At 44.6% G+C, this 14,976-nt stretch carries 16 protein-coding genes; 1 reads left to right on the plus strand and 15 read right to left on the minus strand.

Going from position 1 to position 14,976, the window contains the following annotated elements:
* The 14 genes from AAV90_RS09540 to ylxM form a co-directional block, all read right to left on the minus strand.
* Positions 1 to 536: hypothetical protein (locus tag AAV90_RS09540; RefSeq protein ID WP_242847529.1), on the minus strand; the 536-nt coding region annotated here is incomplete at its 3' end.
* A gap of 47 nt (positions 537 to 583) precedes the next feature.
* Positions 584 to 2,242 (minus strand): AMP-binding protein, encoded by a 1,659-nt coding sequence (locus tag AAV90_RS09545; protein ID WP_207642057.1) that lies wholly within the window; start codon positions 2,240 to 2,242, stop codon positions 584 to 586.
* A 305-nt stretch (positions 2,243 to 2,547) separates the two neighbouring features.
* Positions 2,548 to 2,757: a sulfurtransferase TusA family protein gene (locus AAV90_RS09550; RefSeq protein ID WP_046498269.1), complete on the minus strand. Its 210-nt coding sequence runs from the start codon at positions 2,755 to 2,757 to the stop codon at positions 2,548 to 2,550.
* Between the two features lie 11 nt (positions 2,758 to 2,768).
* The gene (gene yedE, locus AAV90_RS09555; protein ID WP_084691543.1) at positions 2,769 to 3,875 is read right to left on the minus strand and encodes a YedE family putative selenium transporter; all 1,107 of its coding nucleotides are present in this window, start codon (positions 3,873 to 3,875) and stop codon (positions 2,769 to 2,771) included.
* A 201-nt stretch (positions 3,876 to 4,076) separates the two neighbouring features.
* Complete coding sequence (locus AAV90_RS09560; protein WP_046498276.1) at positions 4,077 to 5,153, minus strand: MBL fold metallo-hydrolase; 1,077 nt, start codon at positions 5,151 to 5,153, stop codon at positions 4,077 to 4,079.
* Positions 5,154 to 5,747: 594 nt separating this feature from the next.
* Positions 5,748 to 6,644, minus strand: a complete 897-nt coding sequence (ylqF, locus tag AAV90_RS09565) for a ribosome biogenesis GTPase YlqF (RefSeq protein ID WP_242847530.1) — start codon at positions 6,642 to 6,644, stop codon at positions 5,748 to 5,750.
* Between the two features lie 82 nt (positions 6,645 to 6,726).
* Positions 6,727 to 7,110, minus strand: coding sequence for a 50S ribosomal protein L19 (rplS, locus tag AAV90_RS09570; RefSeq protein WP_046498277.1), 384 nt, complete (start codon positions 7,108 to 7,110; stop codon positions 6,727 to 6,729).
* Positions 7,111 to 7,187: 77 nt separating this feature from the next.
* The gene (locus AAV90_RS09575; protein WP_076982635.1) at positions 7,188 to 7,766 is read right to left on the minus strand and encodes an RNA methyltransferase; all 579 of its coding nucleotides are present in this window, start codon (positions 7,764 to 7,766) and stop codon (positions 7,188 to 7,190) included.
* On the minus strand, positions 7,753 to 8,499 hold the full coding sequence (gene trmD, locus AAV90_RS09580) for a tRNA (guanosine(37)-N1)-methyltransferase TrmD (RefSeq protein ID WP_046498280.1): 747 nt from the start codon (positions 8,497 to 8,499) through the stop codon (positions 7,753 to 7,755). The genes AAV90_RS09575 and trmD overlap by 14 nt, the downstream gene beginning before the upstream one ends.
* Positions 8,500 to 8,552: 53 nt before the next feature.
* Complete coding sequence (gene rimM, locus AAV90_RS09585) at positions 8,553 to 9,077, minus strand: ribosome maturation factor RimM (protein WP_242847531.1); 525 nt, start codon at positions 9,075 to 9,077, stop codon at positions 8,553 to 8,555.
* 50 nt (positions 9,078 to 9,127) lie between these two features.
* Positions 9,128 to 9,358 (minus strand): KH domain-containing protein, encoded by a 231-nt coding sequence (locus AAV90_RS09590; protein ID WP_046498285.1) that lies wholly within the window; start codon positions 9,356 to 9,358, stop codon positions 9,128 to 9,130.
* Between the two features lie 28 nt (positions 9,359 to 9,386).
* A complete protein-coding gene (rpsP, locus tag AAV90_RS09595; protein ID WP_046498288.1) occupies positions 9,387 to 9,653 on the minus strand; it encodes a 30S ribosomal protein S16 in 267 nt (88 codons plus the stop codon).
* 261 nt (positions 9,654 to 9,914) lie between these two features.
* Positions 9,915 to 11,261 (minus strand): signal recognition particle protein, encoded by a 1,347-nt coding sequence (gene ffh / locus AAV90_RS09600; RefSeq protein ID WP_046498292.1) that lies wholly within the window; start codon positions 11,259 to 11,261, stop codon positions 9,915 to 9,917.
* 16 nt (positions 11,262 to 11,277) lie between these two features.
* Positions 11,278 to 11,619, minus strand: coding sequence for a YlxM family DNA-binding protein (gene ylxM, locus AAV90_RS09605; RefSeq protein ID WP_046498294.1), 342 nt, complete (start codon positions 11,617 to 11,619; stop codon positions 11,278 to 11,280).
* A gap of 197 nt (positions 11,620 to 11,816) precedes the next feature.
* Here ylxM and AAV90_RS09610 point away from each other — a divergent pair, with 197 nt between their 5' ends.
* Complete coding sequence (locus AAV90_RS09610) at positions 11,817 to 12,671, plus strand: DegV family protein (RefSeq protein ID WP_242847532.1); 855 nt, start codon at positions 11,817 to 11,819, stop codon at positions 12,669 to 12,671.
* 105 nt (positions 12,672 to 12,776) lie between these two features.
* On the opposite strand, the gene AAV90_RS09615 is transcribed toward AAV90_RS09610, so the two are convergent.
* Positions 12,777 to 14,696, minus strand: a complete 1,920-nt coding sequence (locus tag AAV90_RS09615; RefSeq protein ID WP_046498300.1) for an AMP-dependent synthetase/ligase — start codon at positions 14,694 to 14,696, stop codon at positions 12,777 to 12,779.
* Positions 14,697 to 14,976: the final 280 nt, after the last annotated feature.

Genomic DNA, 14,976 nt, shown 5'->3' on the forward strand with positions numbered 1-14,976 from the left:
GTAATAAGTAAACCCTGCTTATTTTTAAATTCAATGGTTTTGGAAAACTCGCCAGCGGAAACGGCATTTACTTCATACCCTGCCGGTATGAAGGTCGGTGCGTAAGCTTTATGCCAATCTACATTTTTTTCTCCACGGTTGCCATTGTCTTTTAAGGCAAAGGAAGTATATTCCGGTTTGACATTCATTACAAAATTCAGCACCCTGACTCTGACTGCCTCCACGGTCATTACGACAGAGCCTAATAGAACCAGTATAATCAGCATAGCAACCGCGGCTCTGTTAATTGTACTTAAGATGCGTTGCCTTCCGGCATAACCCTTCTGCTTTTTTAGATGATTGTCCAGTTGCTGACTGAATCTTTGGATTGCTGCCGGGGAAGGCTGGTATTCCGGATTATTTTTTAGCTTGGCTTTTTCTTCCAGGAAAAGCTGACCTTCTTTTTCCGCTGCGTCGTGCATGACTAATTTGAACAGACTTTCTTCGTATTCCTCATAAAGCTTTTTCTTTATCTGTTCCGGACTGTTGTTCGGCATGCACACTCATCTCCTACCAGCTTCAAGAACCATCCCCTGGGCTGACCTTATTCTTCCTTGAGTATTTTTCGCATTATTTTACCGGCGGGACTTTTGGGGAGATTCTGCCGAAATTCAATAATGCGCGGATACTTATAGGCAGACATTTCTTGTTTGGCCCAGTTAACGATTTCTTCGGCGGTTACCTTGCCTTCATATTCTGGTTTTAAGACTATAAATGCTTTGATCTCTTCTCCTTTGTATTCATGTGGGACGCCTATCACGCAACATTCAGAAATAGCCGGGTGATGATAGAGGTATTCTTCGACTTCAGCCGGAAATACGCTAAAACCGGAGGCCTTGATCATTTCCTTGGTTCTTCCGCATAACCAGAGAAAGCCATCTTCATCCATACGCACAATATCTCCTGTTTTCAGCCACTTGAATTCGCTGTCCTCGCTGGCTAGAAACGTTTCTGCACTAGCCTCTGGGTTATTCCAATATCCTACGGCCACCGATGGTCCCCTTACCCATAATTCACCGTCTTCTCCAATAGCTGCTTCCTTATTTTCGTCAGTCAGGCTGACAATTCTTATATCGACCAGCGGACAGGGGATACCAATCGAACCGACCCGTGAATAACCACTGGAATTACAGATATTATAGGCCATGGTCTCACTCATTCCAAAACCATCCTGTAATTCTACCCCAAACAGTTCCAGGTACTGATTAAATAATGTCTGGGGTAAAGGCATGCCGCCCGTGCCAATAAATCTCAAGGTAGAAAGATCGTAATCCTTAAACTTAGGATGAGAGATAAAGGCAATATTCATGGTGGTAATACCTATCCATACAGTACATTTATATTTTTCGATTGCCTCATACATGGTTTCCAGATCAAATCGAACCAAAAGGACGATAGTAGCCCCGCATTGGATCGGGGCATTTAAGGTATTATTAGAACCGTTGACATGGAACAAAGGCAAAACTGCCAGATGTATATCATCTGGTGTGCTAGGTCGGCCATACCCTGAATTCATAGCGTTAGCCAGGATATTAAAATGGGTAAGCATAGCCCCCTTGGGATTCCCGGTCGTTCCTGAGGTATACTGCAACAAAGCAATATCTTTTTTGATATCCAGATCAGCTATATCTTCTATGGGGTCGCTGTCTACCAGGGACTGCCAGCTAACTGTATCGGGATAATCCAGATCCTTTGAACCGGCAGCAAAACTTACGGGCAGATCCGGCTGTTCAGGCAGGTATTCCCCCAGGGCGGTAACGACCACCTGCTCCACCGAACTGACTTGTTCTCTAATAGATTGGAAAATTGGGAACAGATCATCTTCAATGATTACCACCTTTGGCTGACAATCGTTTAAGACATAATTCATTTCCCCGCTTTTATAAAGAGGGCTGCCGGTAATTACAATTGCACCCAGGGCCATGCCTGCATAGTAAGCAATAATAAACTGGGGACAGTTTTGCAGAGCAATATAGATACGGTCACCCTTTTTCACACCCATTTTCTGCAGGCCGCCGGCTGCCTTCCAGATTAGATTGTTTAATTCCCGGTAAGATATTATTCTGCCATAAAAAATGAGGGCCGGTTTGTCAGGTGTTCTCCAGGCGTGATGGTAAAGGTGGGAGACAATAGAATCCTTGCCATAATGAAAGCGTTCTGGCCACCAATGCGGAATGTTCTTTTCCCATAATTTCTTATCCATTGCTTTAATCAAAACCAACAGCTCCTTTCATTCAAAAACTATTACATCAAAATATATTCTTCACCTCCCATTACTTGTTGACATAATTTTTAATTCAATATATGTGCAAATATTTCCTTCATTTAGACAAAAAAAGCCGTAGTCGAAAATGTAAAAGGGACGGGATAGTCGACAATAACGCGGATTTGCGAGGTAAAGATTTTGTCAACCAACCCATCCCCTGTGAATTTCTATATTACGCAGAACTGAGGATTATTGTATACGATTATCATTTTTCATCATTTTATACTCTTATGCTAGTAGGCTCATTTTTTTAGCTCAATTTCCCAATCGTTTTTTTGGTCTTTTTTAATATCAATACTATAGCCCTTGGAGCGGGCCAGTTTAGTTACATTTTCCAGCGAAACCTGAGTCGAGCCTACTACTGATATTTCGGTTGCTCCCTGATCAATTATTTTTTTGGTCTTAATTACCGGCAGGGGACAGCTAAGTCCCCGCACATCTACTTTTTCCATTTTGTCGCCCCCTATTCTTCCCTAAAGGTCCAGCCGATAACTGCCATGATAATAATTCCGACCACACAGGCAATCTGTCCGTAGATCCCCGGCCCCCCAGCCACCGCAGCCACCCCTGCAGCGGCTGGTTTGGCTGCTGCTGCGGCCAGCATAAAGTTGTGGCAAATCGCTGCCCCCACTATCATTCCCACCACTACAGTTGCTGCGTCAGTGTCTCCCTCTCCGGATAACACCAGTTGTCTTAAGGGACAGCCGCCCAGCAGGGTAGCTGTAAGACCGACCAGAAACAGCCCTAAGAAGTTCCATATATGCATACTGTGGGCAATAGGCTGACCGGCAAAACCTGCCTTGAAAAAGCCAAAACCGATGTTAAAGACCAGCGCACCTAAAAAGATGCCGATAAAGCCGAGTAACAAGTAACTATCCCTGATCAGTATGAAATCTCTTATTCCCCCGCTTAAGCAGAGGCGGGTGCGCTGCGCCAAAAATCCCACCAATAAACCGGCCGCCAAACTAATAAAAAGGGGAGCCACCATGGAGCCCGGGCCTTCCTTGCTAAAGAAAAGAGGTCCGCCTGCATCTGGATTAAAGACGGTTCCTTTAAGCAATAAAAATAGCAGGAAGACAAACACCAGGGGCATTATATATCCACCGAATTGACTGTGGCTTTCCTGGGTGCGTCCCAGATTAAAGCCCCTGCGCAGAAACCAAACTCCCGCTCCTACTCCAAAGACGAAACCCAGCAATCCAACCACAGCGTTGTAATCGCCTCCGGCCATACGCAAAACGTCTCTTAAAGGACAACCCAAGAAAACCAGAGCGCCAATCATCATAAACATACCCATTATGAAACGAACTAAGGTAGCTGATCCGCCCCGGGATTTAAACTCGCCCGCAAATAATGACGTTAACATGGCTCCCAGGATAATGCCGATTATTTCCGGGCGTATATATTGCACTGCAGCAGCCCGGTGCAATCCAAGCGCCCCCGCTATATCCCTTTCAAAACAAGCAATACAAAAACCCATGTTAGGAGGATTGCCCAATTTAACCAAAGTTACTGCAATCGCACCGATCAAGAGACCTGTAGATAGAATCAGCCATTTGCTCTTGTCCAACAGAATAACCTCCTCGTTTAATATAACTTATAGTTATAGTTATATTAGTTGTTATTTATATCAAATATTTATTCTAGCCCGAAAACAATTATCCTTCTTTTGCGGCGATTATTTTTGACAAAAAAATACCCGCCGGTGATATACATCCCAGCGGGGTTAAACTGACAAAGTCACCTTCCTCTTGGCAGCACTTACGTCTTTTTAGCTAACAAATTCCTTTAGATATATATACACATATACATCAATGAAAGAAGCCGAACGGGGATAATTGATTTTTAGTATTTTTTTCATTAAGTCGGATTCATGTGCATAGGTTTTTCTAATGATCTCTTCAAAATCGTTTTTATCAGGACAAGTTGATACTATATCAGATACTATCTCAAATATTTCATTCTGCTTGGCAATCGCTGATCTCAGGTAAGCGATTACGTTTTCTTCCCCGGTTACAGGCAATGCGTGACTTAGAGCCAGAATATCTATTCCTCCTGCCTCGGCTAATTGGAGCATCTTCATCATTCCGGCGTGGGTTTCTTTGATGCTTCCGTCAATGATGTCATTGGGATTCAGAAAACCTATTAAATCACCAGCGAACATTATTCCCCTGTCTGGTACGTAAAAAGCCAGGTGGTCATTTTGATGCCCCGGGGTATCAAGGGCGAAGAGTTGTTCACTTAAAGGCCATCCCCTGAATACTGTATGGCCAAATTGCAGATCCATGATATCGTCGCAGTTCAGGAACACAGCATTTTTCTTGGGTGGATAGATTCCGCCATTATTTAAGCGGCACATGATTAGGCTGATGACGTTCAAGATGAAATCGAACCCCGGAGGAGATGATTTCTGTATAAACTGCATCAATTTAATCGTGGATGGACCGAGCATACCTGTGCGCCCAAAGAATCCATCCACTCCAAACACCTTTACCATCTCTGCTGTGATCTCGGTATAATTTCGTTTGAGGTTATTGATTCTATCTGCGACGAAGGGATGGAATATTACCCGTGAATTTTCCGCAGCAACAAGTCCGCTGTTGGCGCTGTGGTCGAGGTGAGAATGGGTGACGAGCACATCATATTCATTAAAAGGCAGCTGCTTCTTAATATCTTGCAGTCTTTTTTTGCCGTTTGCCGGGTCGATAAGATAATTATGGTTGTCGGCTTTAAGGAAAAATGTGTTGGCAATCCCAGTTCCTTTGCCCTCTTCCTGGATATCAGTGACTAATGATAACCCGCTTTTTGCCAGGTAACTTTTAATTCTCGGGATAGCTTCATTATTCATAAATTAATCCCCTCAATAATACTATAGCACTTGGCCAAGCATACATAATAAGTACCTCAGTTAGATTACACCGACCGTTAATTAAGCTAAATTGAGCTTTAAGTGCTAGCTATTATCAGACACTGAAAACACCTTCATTTAACGATGTATATATATCCAGCATAATTAATTCCATAAGCTGGTTCCTAAATTCCTCATCCTTGAGGATTTTGCCATAGAATCCATGGTTTTTATCGTATTACCGTGGGGTGGAGCCGCCTGTGAAAATAGTTGCATGATACGGATGGGGAAGCTCTGCTTCCCGCCGGAAGCTAAAGCTTCCGCTACCAGGGCATCAGGCAGATAGTCGTAAGTTGTTTAGTTCCAATACATCCTACGTTAATGGGCTTCTCTGCGGAAGCTAAAGCTTCCGCTACGTTGCTTCCCACCGGAAGCTAAGGCTTCCGCTACGTTGCTTCCCACCGGAAGCTAAGGCTTCCGCTACGTTGCTTCCCGCCGGAAGCTAAAGCTTCCGCTACGTTGCTACGCTCTGCAATTCCCTCCATGTCCGCGCAAATAAAGAACCCTCTTTGCGGGGAGGATGAGGGGTACCGGTTAGTCCAGGCTGATTTTGCCTAGATTGCCGCGTCGGTAATCTTGCAGGAGCAGATGGCAGGTTTTTTCGCTATCGGGAATTCCGCCTTTGTTAAGATAGCCTCTTTTTTGGGCGATAGCCGCTAAGATCTCCTGCTCACTTTGCTGGCCAACTTCCACCTTGTATTTGGTGAAGATCACCTGAGGGGCTTTTTCCTGCAGCGTCCTAATCAAATATAAGGCTACTTCCTCTTCGCTGTAGGCATTTTCGCCCACTATGTCCAAGAGGGCAAGTTTTAGACCCTGTTCTACGTCCTCTACCTTGGGCCACATCAGTCCAGGTGTATCCATGAACTCGACATCTTCCCTTACCCTAATCCACTGCTTGCCGCGGGTAATGCCTGGTTTCGCACCGGTACGAGCTATCTTTTGTCCCACCAGACAGTTTAAAAAAGTAGATTTGCCAACATTGGGAACCCCCACGACCATTACCCGGGGGCTGCGCACCCGGCGGCCTTTCTGCACCAGACGGTCGGCTTGTTCTGCATAGGCGTCTTTTATGGCTTGTACTACGTCCTTGGCACCTTTGCCGCTACTGGAATCCATCGCCACAACTGAATAACCATCCTGCTGCAGCATTTTTTGGTGTTGCCGGGTGGCAGCAGGAGCTGCCAGATCCATCTTGTTAAGGATGAAGATTAATTTCTTGCGACTGACTATTTTCTCCAGATCCGGGTTGCGGCAGGATAAAGGAGCGCGAGCATCCAAAAGCATCAGCACGATGTCCACTAGTTTTATATTTTCCTCTATTTCCCTCCTGGCCTTGACCATATGACCGGGATACCAGTTAATCGCCATATTTTCACCTTCGATTAGAATAGTATTTTTATCATACCGCGTTTTTTCGGAAGAATTCAAATAATCCGTTCACATGAAATAACTTAAGACCAAAAAGGAGAATACCTATAGGCATTCTCCTTTTTTAAATTCTAACGTATTATTAATATCTGCCTTTTTCCTTAACCCTAGCTTTTTTGCCTGTTAAACCACGCAGATAGTATAATCTGGCTCTGCGTACTTTTCCTTTTCTAGTAACTTCGATCTTGGCTATTCGGGGCGAATGCATGGGGAAGGTTCTCTCCACTGCCACGTTATAAGAAATTCTGCGCACGGTAAAGGTCTGGGAAAGACCAGTGCCCCTGATCTTCATTACGGTACCTTCAAATATCTGAATCCTCTCCCGGGTACCCTCAACAACCTTAACATGTACCTTCACGGTATCGCCAGGGCCAAACCGGGGCAGATCCTTTTTATACTGTTCCTCTTCAATCGATCTTATAATATCTTGCACTAATAAACCTCCTTCCACCAGGCGTTCATACATCTATATAATGCAGCGGACCACCTTTAATACAGAACAAGCCTATTTTACCACAGTAAAAATTGAATCTCAAGCAACAACTATTTTTTAAACCAAAAATCTCCCAGTAGGCGATCAATAATAATGGAAACGGCGCTGCGAACCGACAGGTGATTATAATCACTGCCGGCACCGATGGGTTCTAATATGTAATCACACTGCTCCATTAAGCTTTGCTCCATTCCCCAGCCGGTACCAAATAAGAGTAAATAAACACGATCACTTTTAAAAACCTCTTCTTTTAAGCGGCTATATTCAATCGTATTGGGATAGACCCTGGCATCGGTAGCTATGGTAATGGGGTACTGACCTGTCTCCTGCTCAATATATTCTATTACCTGGGGCAGATTTTCAGCTTGGTACAGAATGGAAAAGGCCTCCTGGCGATCAGCATTATAAGTTTTGCCATAGCCATCCTGCCAGTAGGAGATGATCTCCTTGATCAACTGCTGTTGTTTAGGGGAAGGATGAACCACAAAAAAACCTTCCACATTATAAGTACGGGCAGTCCGGGCAATATCATGCAAATCCAGGTTGGTCACCGAAGTGGTGATTACATCCATGCGTTTGTTATACATGGGGTAATGCAGCAGGGCGATATATACTTTACTCTTTCTCAAAGCATCCCTCTTCCCCGGCAAATAAAATTTCTTCCAGCAACTGGCGTTCTTCTTTATCATATTCCCGGTCTAATAAAAGATCCGGTCTTTTTAACAAGGTTCTCAGCAGGCTGAGCTTTTTGCGCCAGCGGCGGATCTGGGCATGATGTCCGGATAAAAGCACTTCTGGAACTTCCCTGCCTTCAAAAACTCTGGGGCGGGTGTATTGCGGATATTCGAGCAGACCGGCGGTAAATGATTCCTCCTGGGAAGAATTATCGTCTCCCAGCACACCTGGTATTAGACGGGCCACTGCATCCACCAGCACCATGGCTCCCAATTCCCCGCCGGTCAGGACGTAATCACCAATCGATATTTCCTCGTCAACCAGCGGCATAATCCGTTCATCTATACCTTCATAATGGCCGCATAATAAGATCAAGTGTTCTGCCTGAGAGAGGCGAACTACGGTATCCTGATGTAAGCGCTTGCCCTGGGGAGATAGATAGATAACCCGGGTCGGTGCCCTTTTAACGCTCTTTATTGCCCTGGATACAACATCTGCCTTCATCACCATACCCGAGCCGCCTCCATACGGATAATCATCCACCTGGCGGTGCTTGTCCAGGGCAAAGTCCCGAATGTTTATGGTGTTTATTTCCAGTAAGCCGTTTTTCCTGGCCCGATCAATGATGCTCTCGTTGAAAGGCGAACTGAACATTTCCGGGAACAGGGTTAAAATATCTATACGCATAAACTCTCACTTCTTTTAAATATCTAAATTACCATCCCCTGGGCTGAACCTTTCTAATCCAATAAGCCATCCAGGAGCTTAACCTGCATCGACCCTGCCTCCAGATCAACCTCTAATATAACCTGTTTTATAGCTGGGATTAAAATCTCCCCATAGACTGGGGAATCAACTACGTATACGTCATTGGCTCCTGTCTCTAAAATCTCGATTATCGTTCCCAGATAGCCTTTTTGGGTATCGTGAACGGCCAGTCCCACCAATTGAAAATGGTAATAGTAACCCTTAGGCAGCGGATATACATCGTCTTCATCTACGCATAGCAGTGCATTGTGATAGGACTGGGCATCTTCCTTATTGCTTATTTCCTGTAATTTCATGAGCAGCAGGCCTTTATAGGGACTGCAGGACTCTACCGTCATTTTCTCAATTTTCTTGGTTTTATATAGCTTGACCTCTTTTAATTCTTGAAAACGTTGCAAAAAATCCGTCAGCGGTTCAACTTTGACTGTCCCTTTGTAGCCGTGAGATCCCACAATTCGACCGATACTGACCAGTTCTTTGCTATCCAATCCCTTCACCTCCAGGTGAAAACTGTTCTAAACGAATGAAAAGGGCTAATCACTTAGCCCTACCTCATTATTTCTACTCCTACTCTTATGCCTTTCTTGGCGGCAGTTGCTTTGGTGAGGGTACGAATTGATTGGGCTATCTTACCCTGTTTCCCAATAACCTTACCCATATCTTCCGGTGCCACTCTTAGTTCCAGAATAGTTGATCTTTCATTTTCTTGTTCTGTAACCGTTACTTCCTCCGGATTATCTACCAGTGATTTAGCAATATACTCCACCAGTTCTTTCATGACGTCTCACCCCCTAGCCTCATCGCCATTACTTGCGGCTTTCAGCAAATTTACTGATAATTCCCTGCTTCTGCAAAAGTGATTTGGCGGTATCGGAAGGTTTGGCACCCGTTGCCAACCATTTTAAAGCCTTCTCTTCATCAATTTTTATGGTGGCTGGATTAGTGGAAGGGTCATAATAACCAATTTCCTCTATAAAACGGCCATCCCGCGGAGATCTGGAGTCGGCTACCACAACTCTATAAAAGGGGTTTTTCTTAGCCCCCATCCTTTTCAACCTGATCTTTGTTGCCATATTGTCACCTCCTTATTTTAATCTACCTTATCTTCTGCCAGATAATTGTATATCCAGCTCAGTAAGCTTTTTACGTAAACCACCCATGACCGGGACACGGCCACCTTTGAAAATGACTGCCTGATACGAAACGGAGATAAAATCTCCCTTCGGGGACTACTGCTGCTCCCTATCGGTCGCAATTAAGGTTGCCGTGTTAATCAGGGTTTAATTAATCCGTGTAAATCCATTTAATTATCGTTATCCGCGTCCATTTTTTAATTAAAACGGAAACTTCATGCCGGGAAAGGCACCCCGTTTCCCTTTTTTGCCCCCCATGTCGGCGAACTGTTTCATAACTTTGCGGGACTCCTCGAATTGTTTTACCAGACGATTAACTTCCTGTACTTTGGCACCGCTGCCGCGGGCAATCCTTTTTTTGCGGCTGCCGTTTAATATGGCTGGATTGCGCCTTTCCTCGGGTGTCATGGATCTGATGATGGCTTCCACATGCAGAATTTCTTTTTCATCGATTTGCCCTTCGATTCCTTTAAGCTGTTTGTCCATCCCAGGTATCATACCCAGCAGATCCTGCAGCGGGCCCATGGATTTTACCTGCTGCATCTGTTCCAGAAAATCCTCCAAGGTGAATTCCTGTTTGCGGATTTTTTGTTCCATTTCCCGGGCTTTCTGTTCATCAAAATTCTCCTGGGCTTTTTCGACCAGACTTAATATATCACCCATGCCCAGAATCCGTGAAGCCATGCGTTCCGGATAGAATGTTTCCAAAGCATCCATTTTTTCGCCCATACCCACTAATTTGATCGGGCAGCCGGTAACCGCTTTGACCGACAGAGCAGCTCCACCTCGGGTGTCGCCATCCAATTTGGTTAGAATAACCCCGGTAATACTGAGCTGATCATTAAATGCTTCGGCTACATTAACGGCATCCTGTCCCGTCATGGCATCCACGACCAGCAACGTTTCATGTGGATTGACCGTTTTTTGAATCTGGAGCAGCTCAGCCATTAATTCTTCATTAACGTGCAAGCGCCCGGCCGTATCTATAATAACTATATCCCGGTTATTGCTGCGGGCATACTCCAGGGAGGCTCTGGCAATATCGACCGGATTGGATTGCCCCATGGAAAACACCGGTACCCCTACCTGTTCCCCTAATACCTGTAATTGCTTAATAGCGGCAGGTCTGTAGACATCGGCGGCTACCAGCAAGGGACGCCGTCCTTGTTTGAGCAAGTTTCTGGACAATTTCGCCGCCGTAGTGGTTTTTCCGGCTCCCTGCAAACCCACCGTCATAAAAACGGTAGGTGGTTTGGAAGACATGGTCAATTTAGTTTCACTGCCCCCCATTAGCTGAGTCATTTCATCATAGACAATTTTTACAACCTGCTGCCCGGGGGTAACACTTTGTAACACTTCCTGCCCCACCGCACGTTCACTGACTGCGGCGACAAAGCTTTTCGTCACTTTATAATTTACGTCAGCTTCCAATAGTGCCAGGCGCACTTCCCGCATGGCCAGCTTGACGTCTTCCTCGCTAATCTTGCCTTTGCCGCGAAGCTTTTTAAAGACTTCCTGCAAACGATCAGATAATCCTTCAAAGGCCACAGTACCTCTCCTTTGTTTATAATGAATCGGTAATCTCCCGTAAAATCATAAGAACATTATGTATCGCAGCATCATCGGCTGCATACGCATCCAGCAAGTTTTGAGCTTCCTCTAATCGCCGCCGTGTATGCTGAAATTTCTCCACTAAACCTAATTTCGTTTCATATTGCCACAGTTGGTGCTCGGCTCTTTTTACCAGATCATAAACCGCCTGGCGACTGATATTCATTTCCTCGGCTATTTCAGACAAGGAAAAATCATCTTCATAATACAGGCTTAAAATCGCCCGCTGTTTTTCTGTCAATAAAGGCCCGTAAAAATCCTTTAACCAAACTATCTGGCTGAGCTTTTCCAGCATAACTGTCCACTCCTATTTGTAAAGTATAAATACTTTACATAGCTATTTTACTTATCTGACCAAGCAGTGTCAAGTTTCGTTAAGTAAATTCCGATATTTATTTAAATTTTTTTTTGAAAAATTGGCAATTGCTTGTAAATGCTATACAATAAAGCTCATAAGTAATTATAAATATTATTATTTAAATTGGAAAAGGAGTGAATCACTTGACTGAGAAGATAGCTCTGCTGGCTGATAGTGCCTGCGATTTACCTCGCGATATTGTTGAGAAAATGGCTATTAAAATTCTCCCTTTAAAAATCATCTATCCGGAAGGTGAGTTCTCTGACCGGGTAGATATTCAGCCCAATGACGTTTATAACCGGATGCCGGGTGAAATTCCTACTACCGCCATGCCCTGTCTGGGGGAAATCAAATCGTTATTTGAAACCATTAAAAGCCAAGGATTCACGCATGTAATAGCGGTTGCATTGTCTAGCGGCCTATCAGGAACTTACGGGGCTATAAAGCTGGCCGCCCAGGATATAAATGATATGGTAGTCAAAACCTTTGATTCCCGTACTTTGTCTATGGGAACCGGCTGGATGGTACTGGATGCTGCCCGCAATATTACTAACGGTCTGAGTTTTGATAAGGTGATGGAGAATATCGCCCACATACAGCCGAAGGTAAAAGTCTACTATGTAGTAGAGACCTTGGAATATCTGCGTAAAGGTGGCCGCATTGGGCAAGTATCAGCTATGCTGGGTGAGTTTTTGCATTTTAAACCTATAATTTCGGTAAACCCAGAAGGAAAATACTTCACCTTTTGCAAGGTACGGGGCCGCCGCAAATCAATTGACCGCTTAATTGAAATTGTCGAGAACATACCCCGTGATAAAATGATAAATCTAGCCGTCATGCACGGCGGCGCCAAAAAAGAGGCCGAACACATGCTGGAACGATTAAGCAAACTGCCAAATATTAAAGAACTTATCTTTTCCGATATAAGTCCGGCCCTAGGTGTTCATACCGGACCTGGTTTGTTGGGTGTCAGTTTTCACGAAGTATAGTGCGGGCTGGCTGCATATGGTTTTCCCCAAACACGTGGCTTGAAGCCGAAAACTACATAAAAAAACCCGGGGATAGTTATCCTCGGGTTTTTCTTATCAGTAAAACTAGGCATATAAACTCTTTATCTCTTCATGGAAGTTTTTAAATACGATCCGGTTTTTGATTTTTAAGGTAGGGGTCAATTCACCGCTCTCCTCTGTAAATTTTCGGGGCAGAATTGCATACTGCTTGATTTTTTCATGTTCTTCCAGGTATTCATTAATACGCTTGACCTCTTTGGCAATTAAATCCTTTACCATGGGGTTTTGAATGACGTCTGCGCCTACTTTGACACAGGTGTTCATTCCGTTGATATCAGCGTAAACCAGCTGGCTTTCGTCATAGTGATAACCTTTTTCTTTCAACATATATAATATAAAATCAAAAGAGGGCACAATCAAGGCCGCAATATATTTGCGATCATTACCGACTACCACCACCTGGTCAACAAAAGGGCTGTTGCCAAATTGAGCTTCAATTTTAGCCGGGGCTACGTTTTTGCCTGTATCCAAAACGATAATGGATTTTTTGCGGTCGATAATGCGTAAAAATCCTTCCTCATCAAATTCCCCTATATCCCCGGTTCTAAACCAGCCATCCGAAGTGAAAGCATCGGCAGTTTCGCTATCATTTTTGTAGTATTCCCGGATTATGCCTATACCTCGAACTAATATTTCCCCATCGTCATCGAGTTTGGCTTCGACCCCCGGCACCATTCTAGACAGCCAGCCTATTTTGGTGGCATTCAAGGAGCCGTGGCTAATACCGGCCGCAGTTTCCGTCAAACCCCAGCCATTAAGCAGAGGGAAGTTTAATAACAGATAATTGCGGTGCAAATCAGAAGGCAATACGCCTCCACCTGAATACGGTATTTTAAGGCGTCCGCCCAGCAGTTGACGCAGTTGGCTGTAAACCATGGCATCGGCCCTTAAGAAATCAGCTTTTAGTTTTTCATCCATCCCAATGGTCGGATCAGCGGTCAAGTCGATAGACCCGGTCGGCCCGGTGCGATGATTTAATACCTGTTCTCCTACTTTAACTGCCCATTCAAAAAGCTGCTGGCCGTCCCCACTACTGCAGAAGGCCGCCTTGAATCCTGAATAAATCCTTTCCCACAGCCGGGGAACCAATAGTACCCAGGTAGGTTTGATAGCCTGGATATCCTGGAGCAAGGTCGTAGGCTTCTCTGCAAAGCCAATGCAAGCACCCACGCTGATCATAGCCAGGTAAGAGTTGTTGCGTTCCCAGATATGTGCCAACGGAAGTAAAGAGAAGGCAACGTCATTATAGCTGGCCGCGTAGCCGCTTAAAGCCATATGTTTAAGACTTCTTCCCAATGCGCCGATCATGTTTTCCTGGCTTAAAAGGCTGCCTTTTAAATCTCCGGTAGTTCCAGAAGTATATATAATACTGGAAGGATCAGCACCGCTTAACGATTCCCACTGACGGCGCAGCCGTCCGGGTTCGGCAGCCAAAAGTGTTTTGCCCATTTCCCGAAGTTTATCCAGGCCGATCAGACGTTCATCAGCAGAATCATAGCCGGTCTTAAGGACAATTATTTTTTCCAGGCTAGGCATATCTGCCCAAGCGGATACCAGGCGATCGGCAATATTTTCATTGCCGGCAAAGAGAAATCGAGCCTCGGAATGGTTGACAATAAATGCTGTCTCCTGAGCGGAAAGGGTTGGATAGACGGTTACGGTTATACCCCCTGAAAGCTGTATGCCAAAATCTGCCCAGGCCCACTGCGGTGTGGTAGGGGCCATCAGGCAAACCCGGTCACCTTTGGCAAGGCCCAGATTTAATAAACCACTGCCTATTTTTTCAACAATATCAGCAAAACCATTATAATCAAGGGTGACATAGTTATCGTCTACTTTATACTTAAGGGCAGGCCGTTCCCCGAAGTTCTCCACCGTGTTATAGAACATCCTGGGCAAGGTCTTTACTTCCTCCAAAAACCTGTTCAGCATTGCCATTTCCATGTTCTCCCCCCCTTTTTATCATTACCGGGACACTGAGCAAGTAAATATCAAAACATTCCTCCTCTCCAGCCTAAGTAGTTTTTACCTCTAGGCTAATTATATACTATTTTACCATTTATTTTCTATTTTGCCTTGCTTCAAAAATTATTTAAATCACTATTAATCCTCAATATTTTACTGTTTGTGCACTTATTTATTCTGATTCTTCTGCAGTTTCCTACTCAGTGCTAAATATTTGTCTTAATTATTGGTTTATAAGGATAATATTAAAGAATATTTT

Source organism: Syntrophomonas zehnderi OL-4 (assembly GCF_000983115.1).
In the GTDB taxonomy this organism is placed as follows: domain Bacteria; phylum Bacillota; class Syntrophomonadia; order Syntrophomonadales; family Syntrophomonadaceae; genus Syntrophomonas_B; species Syntrophomonas_B zehnderi.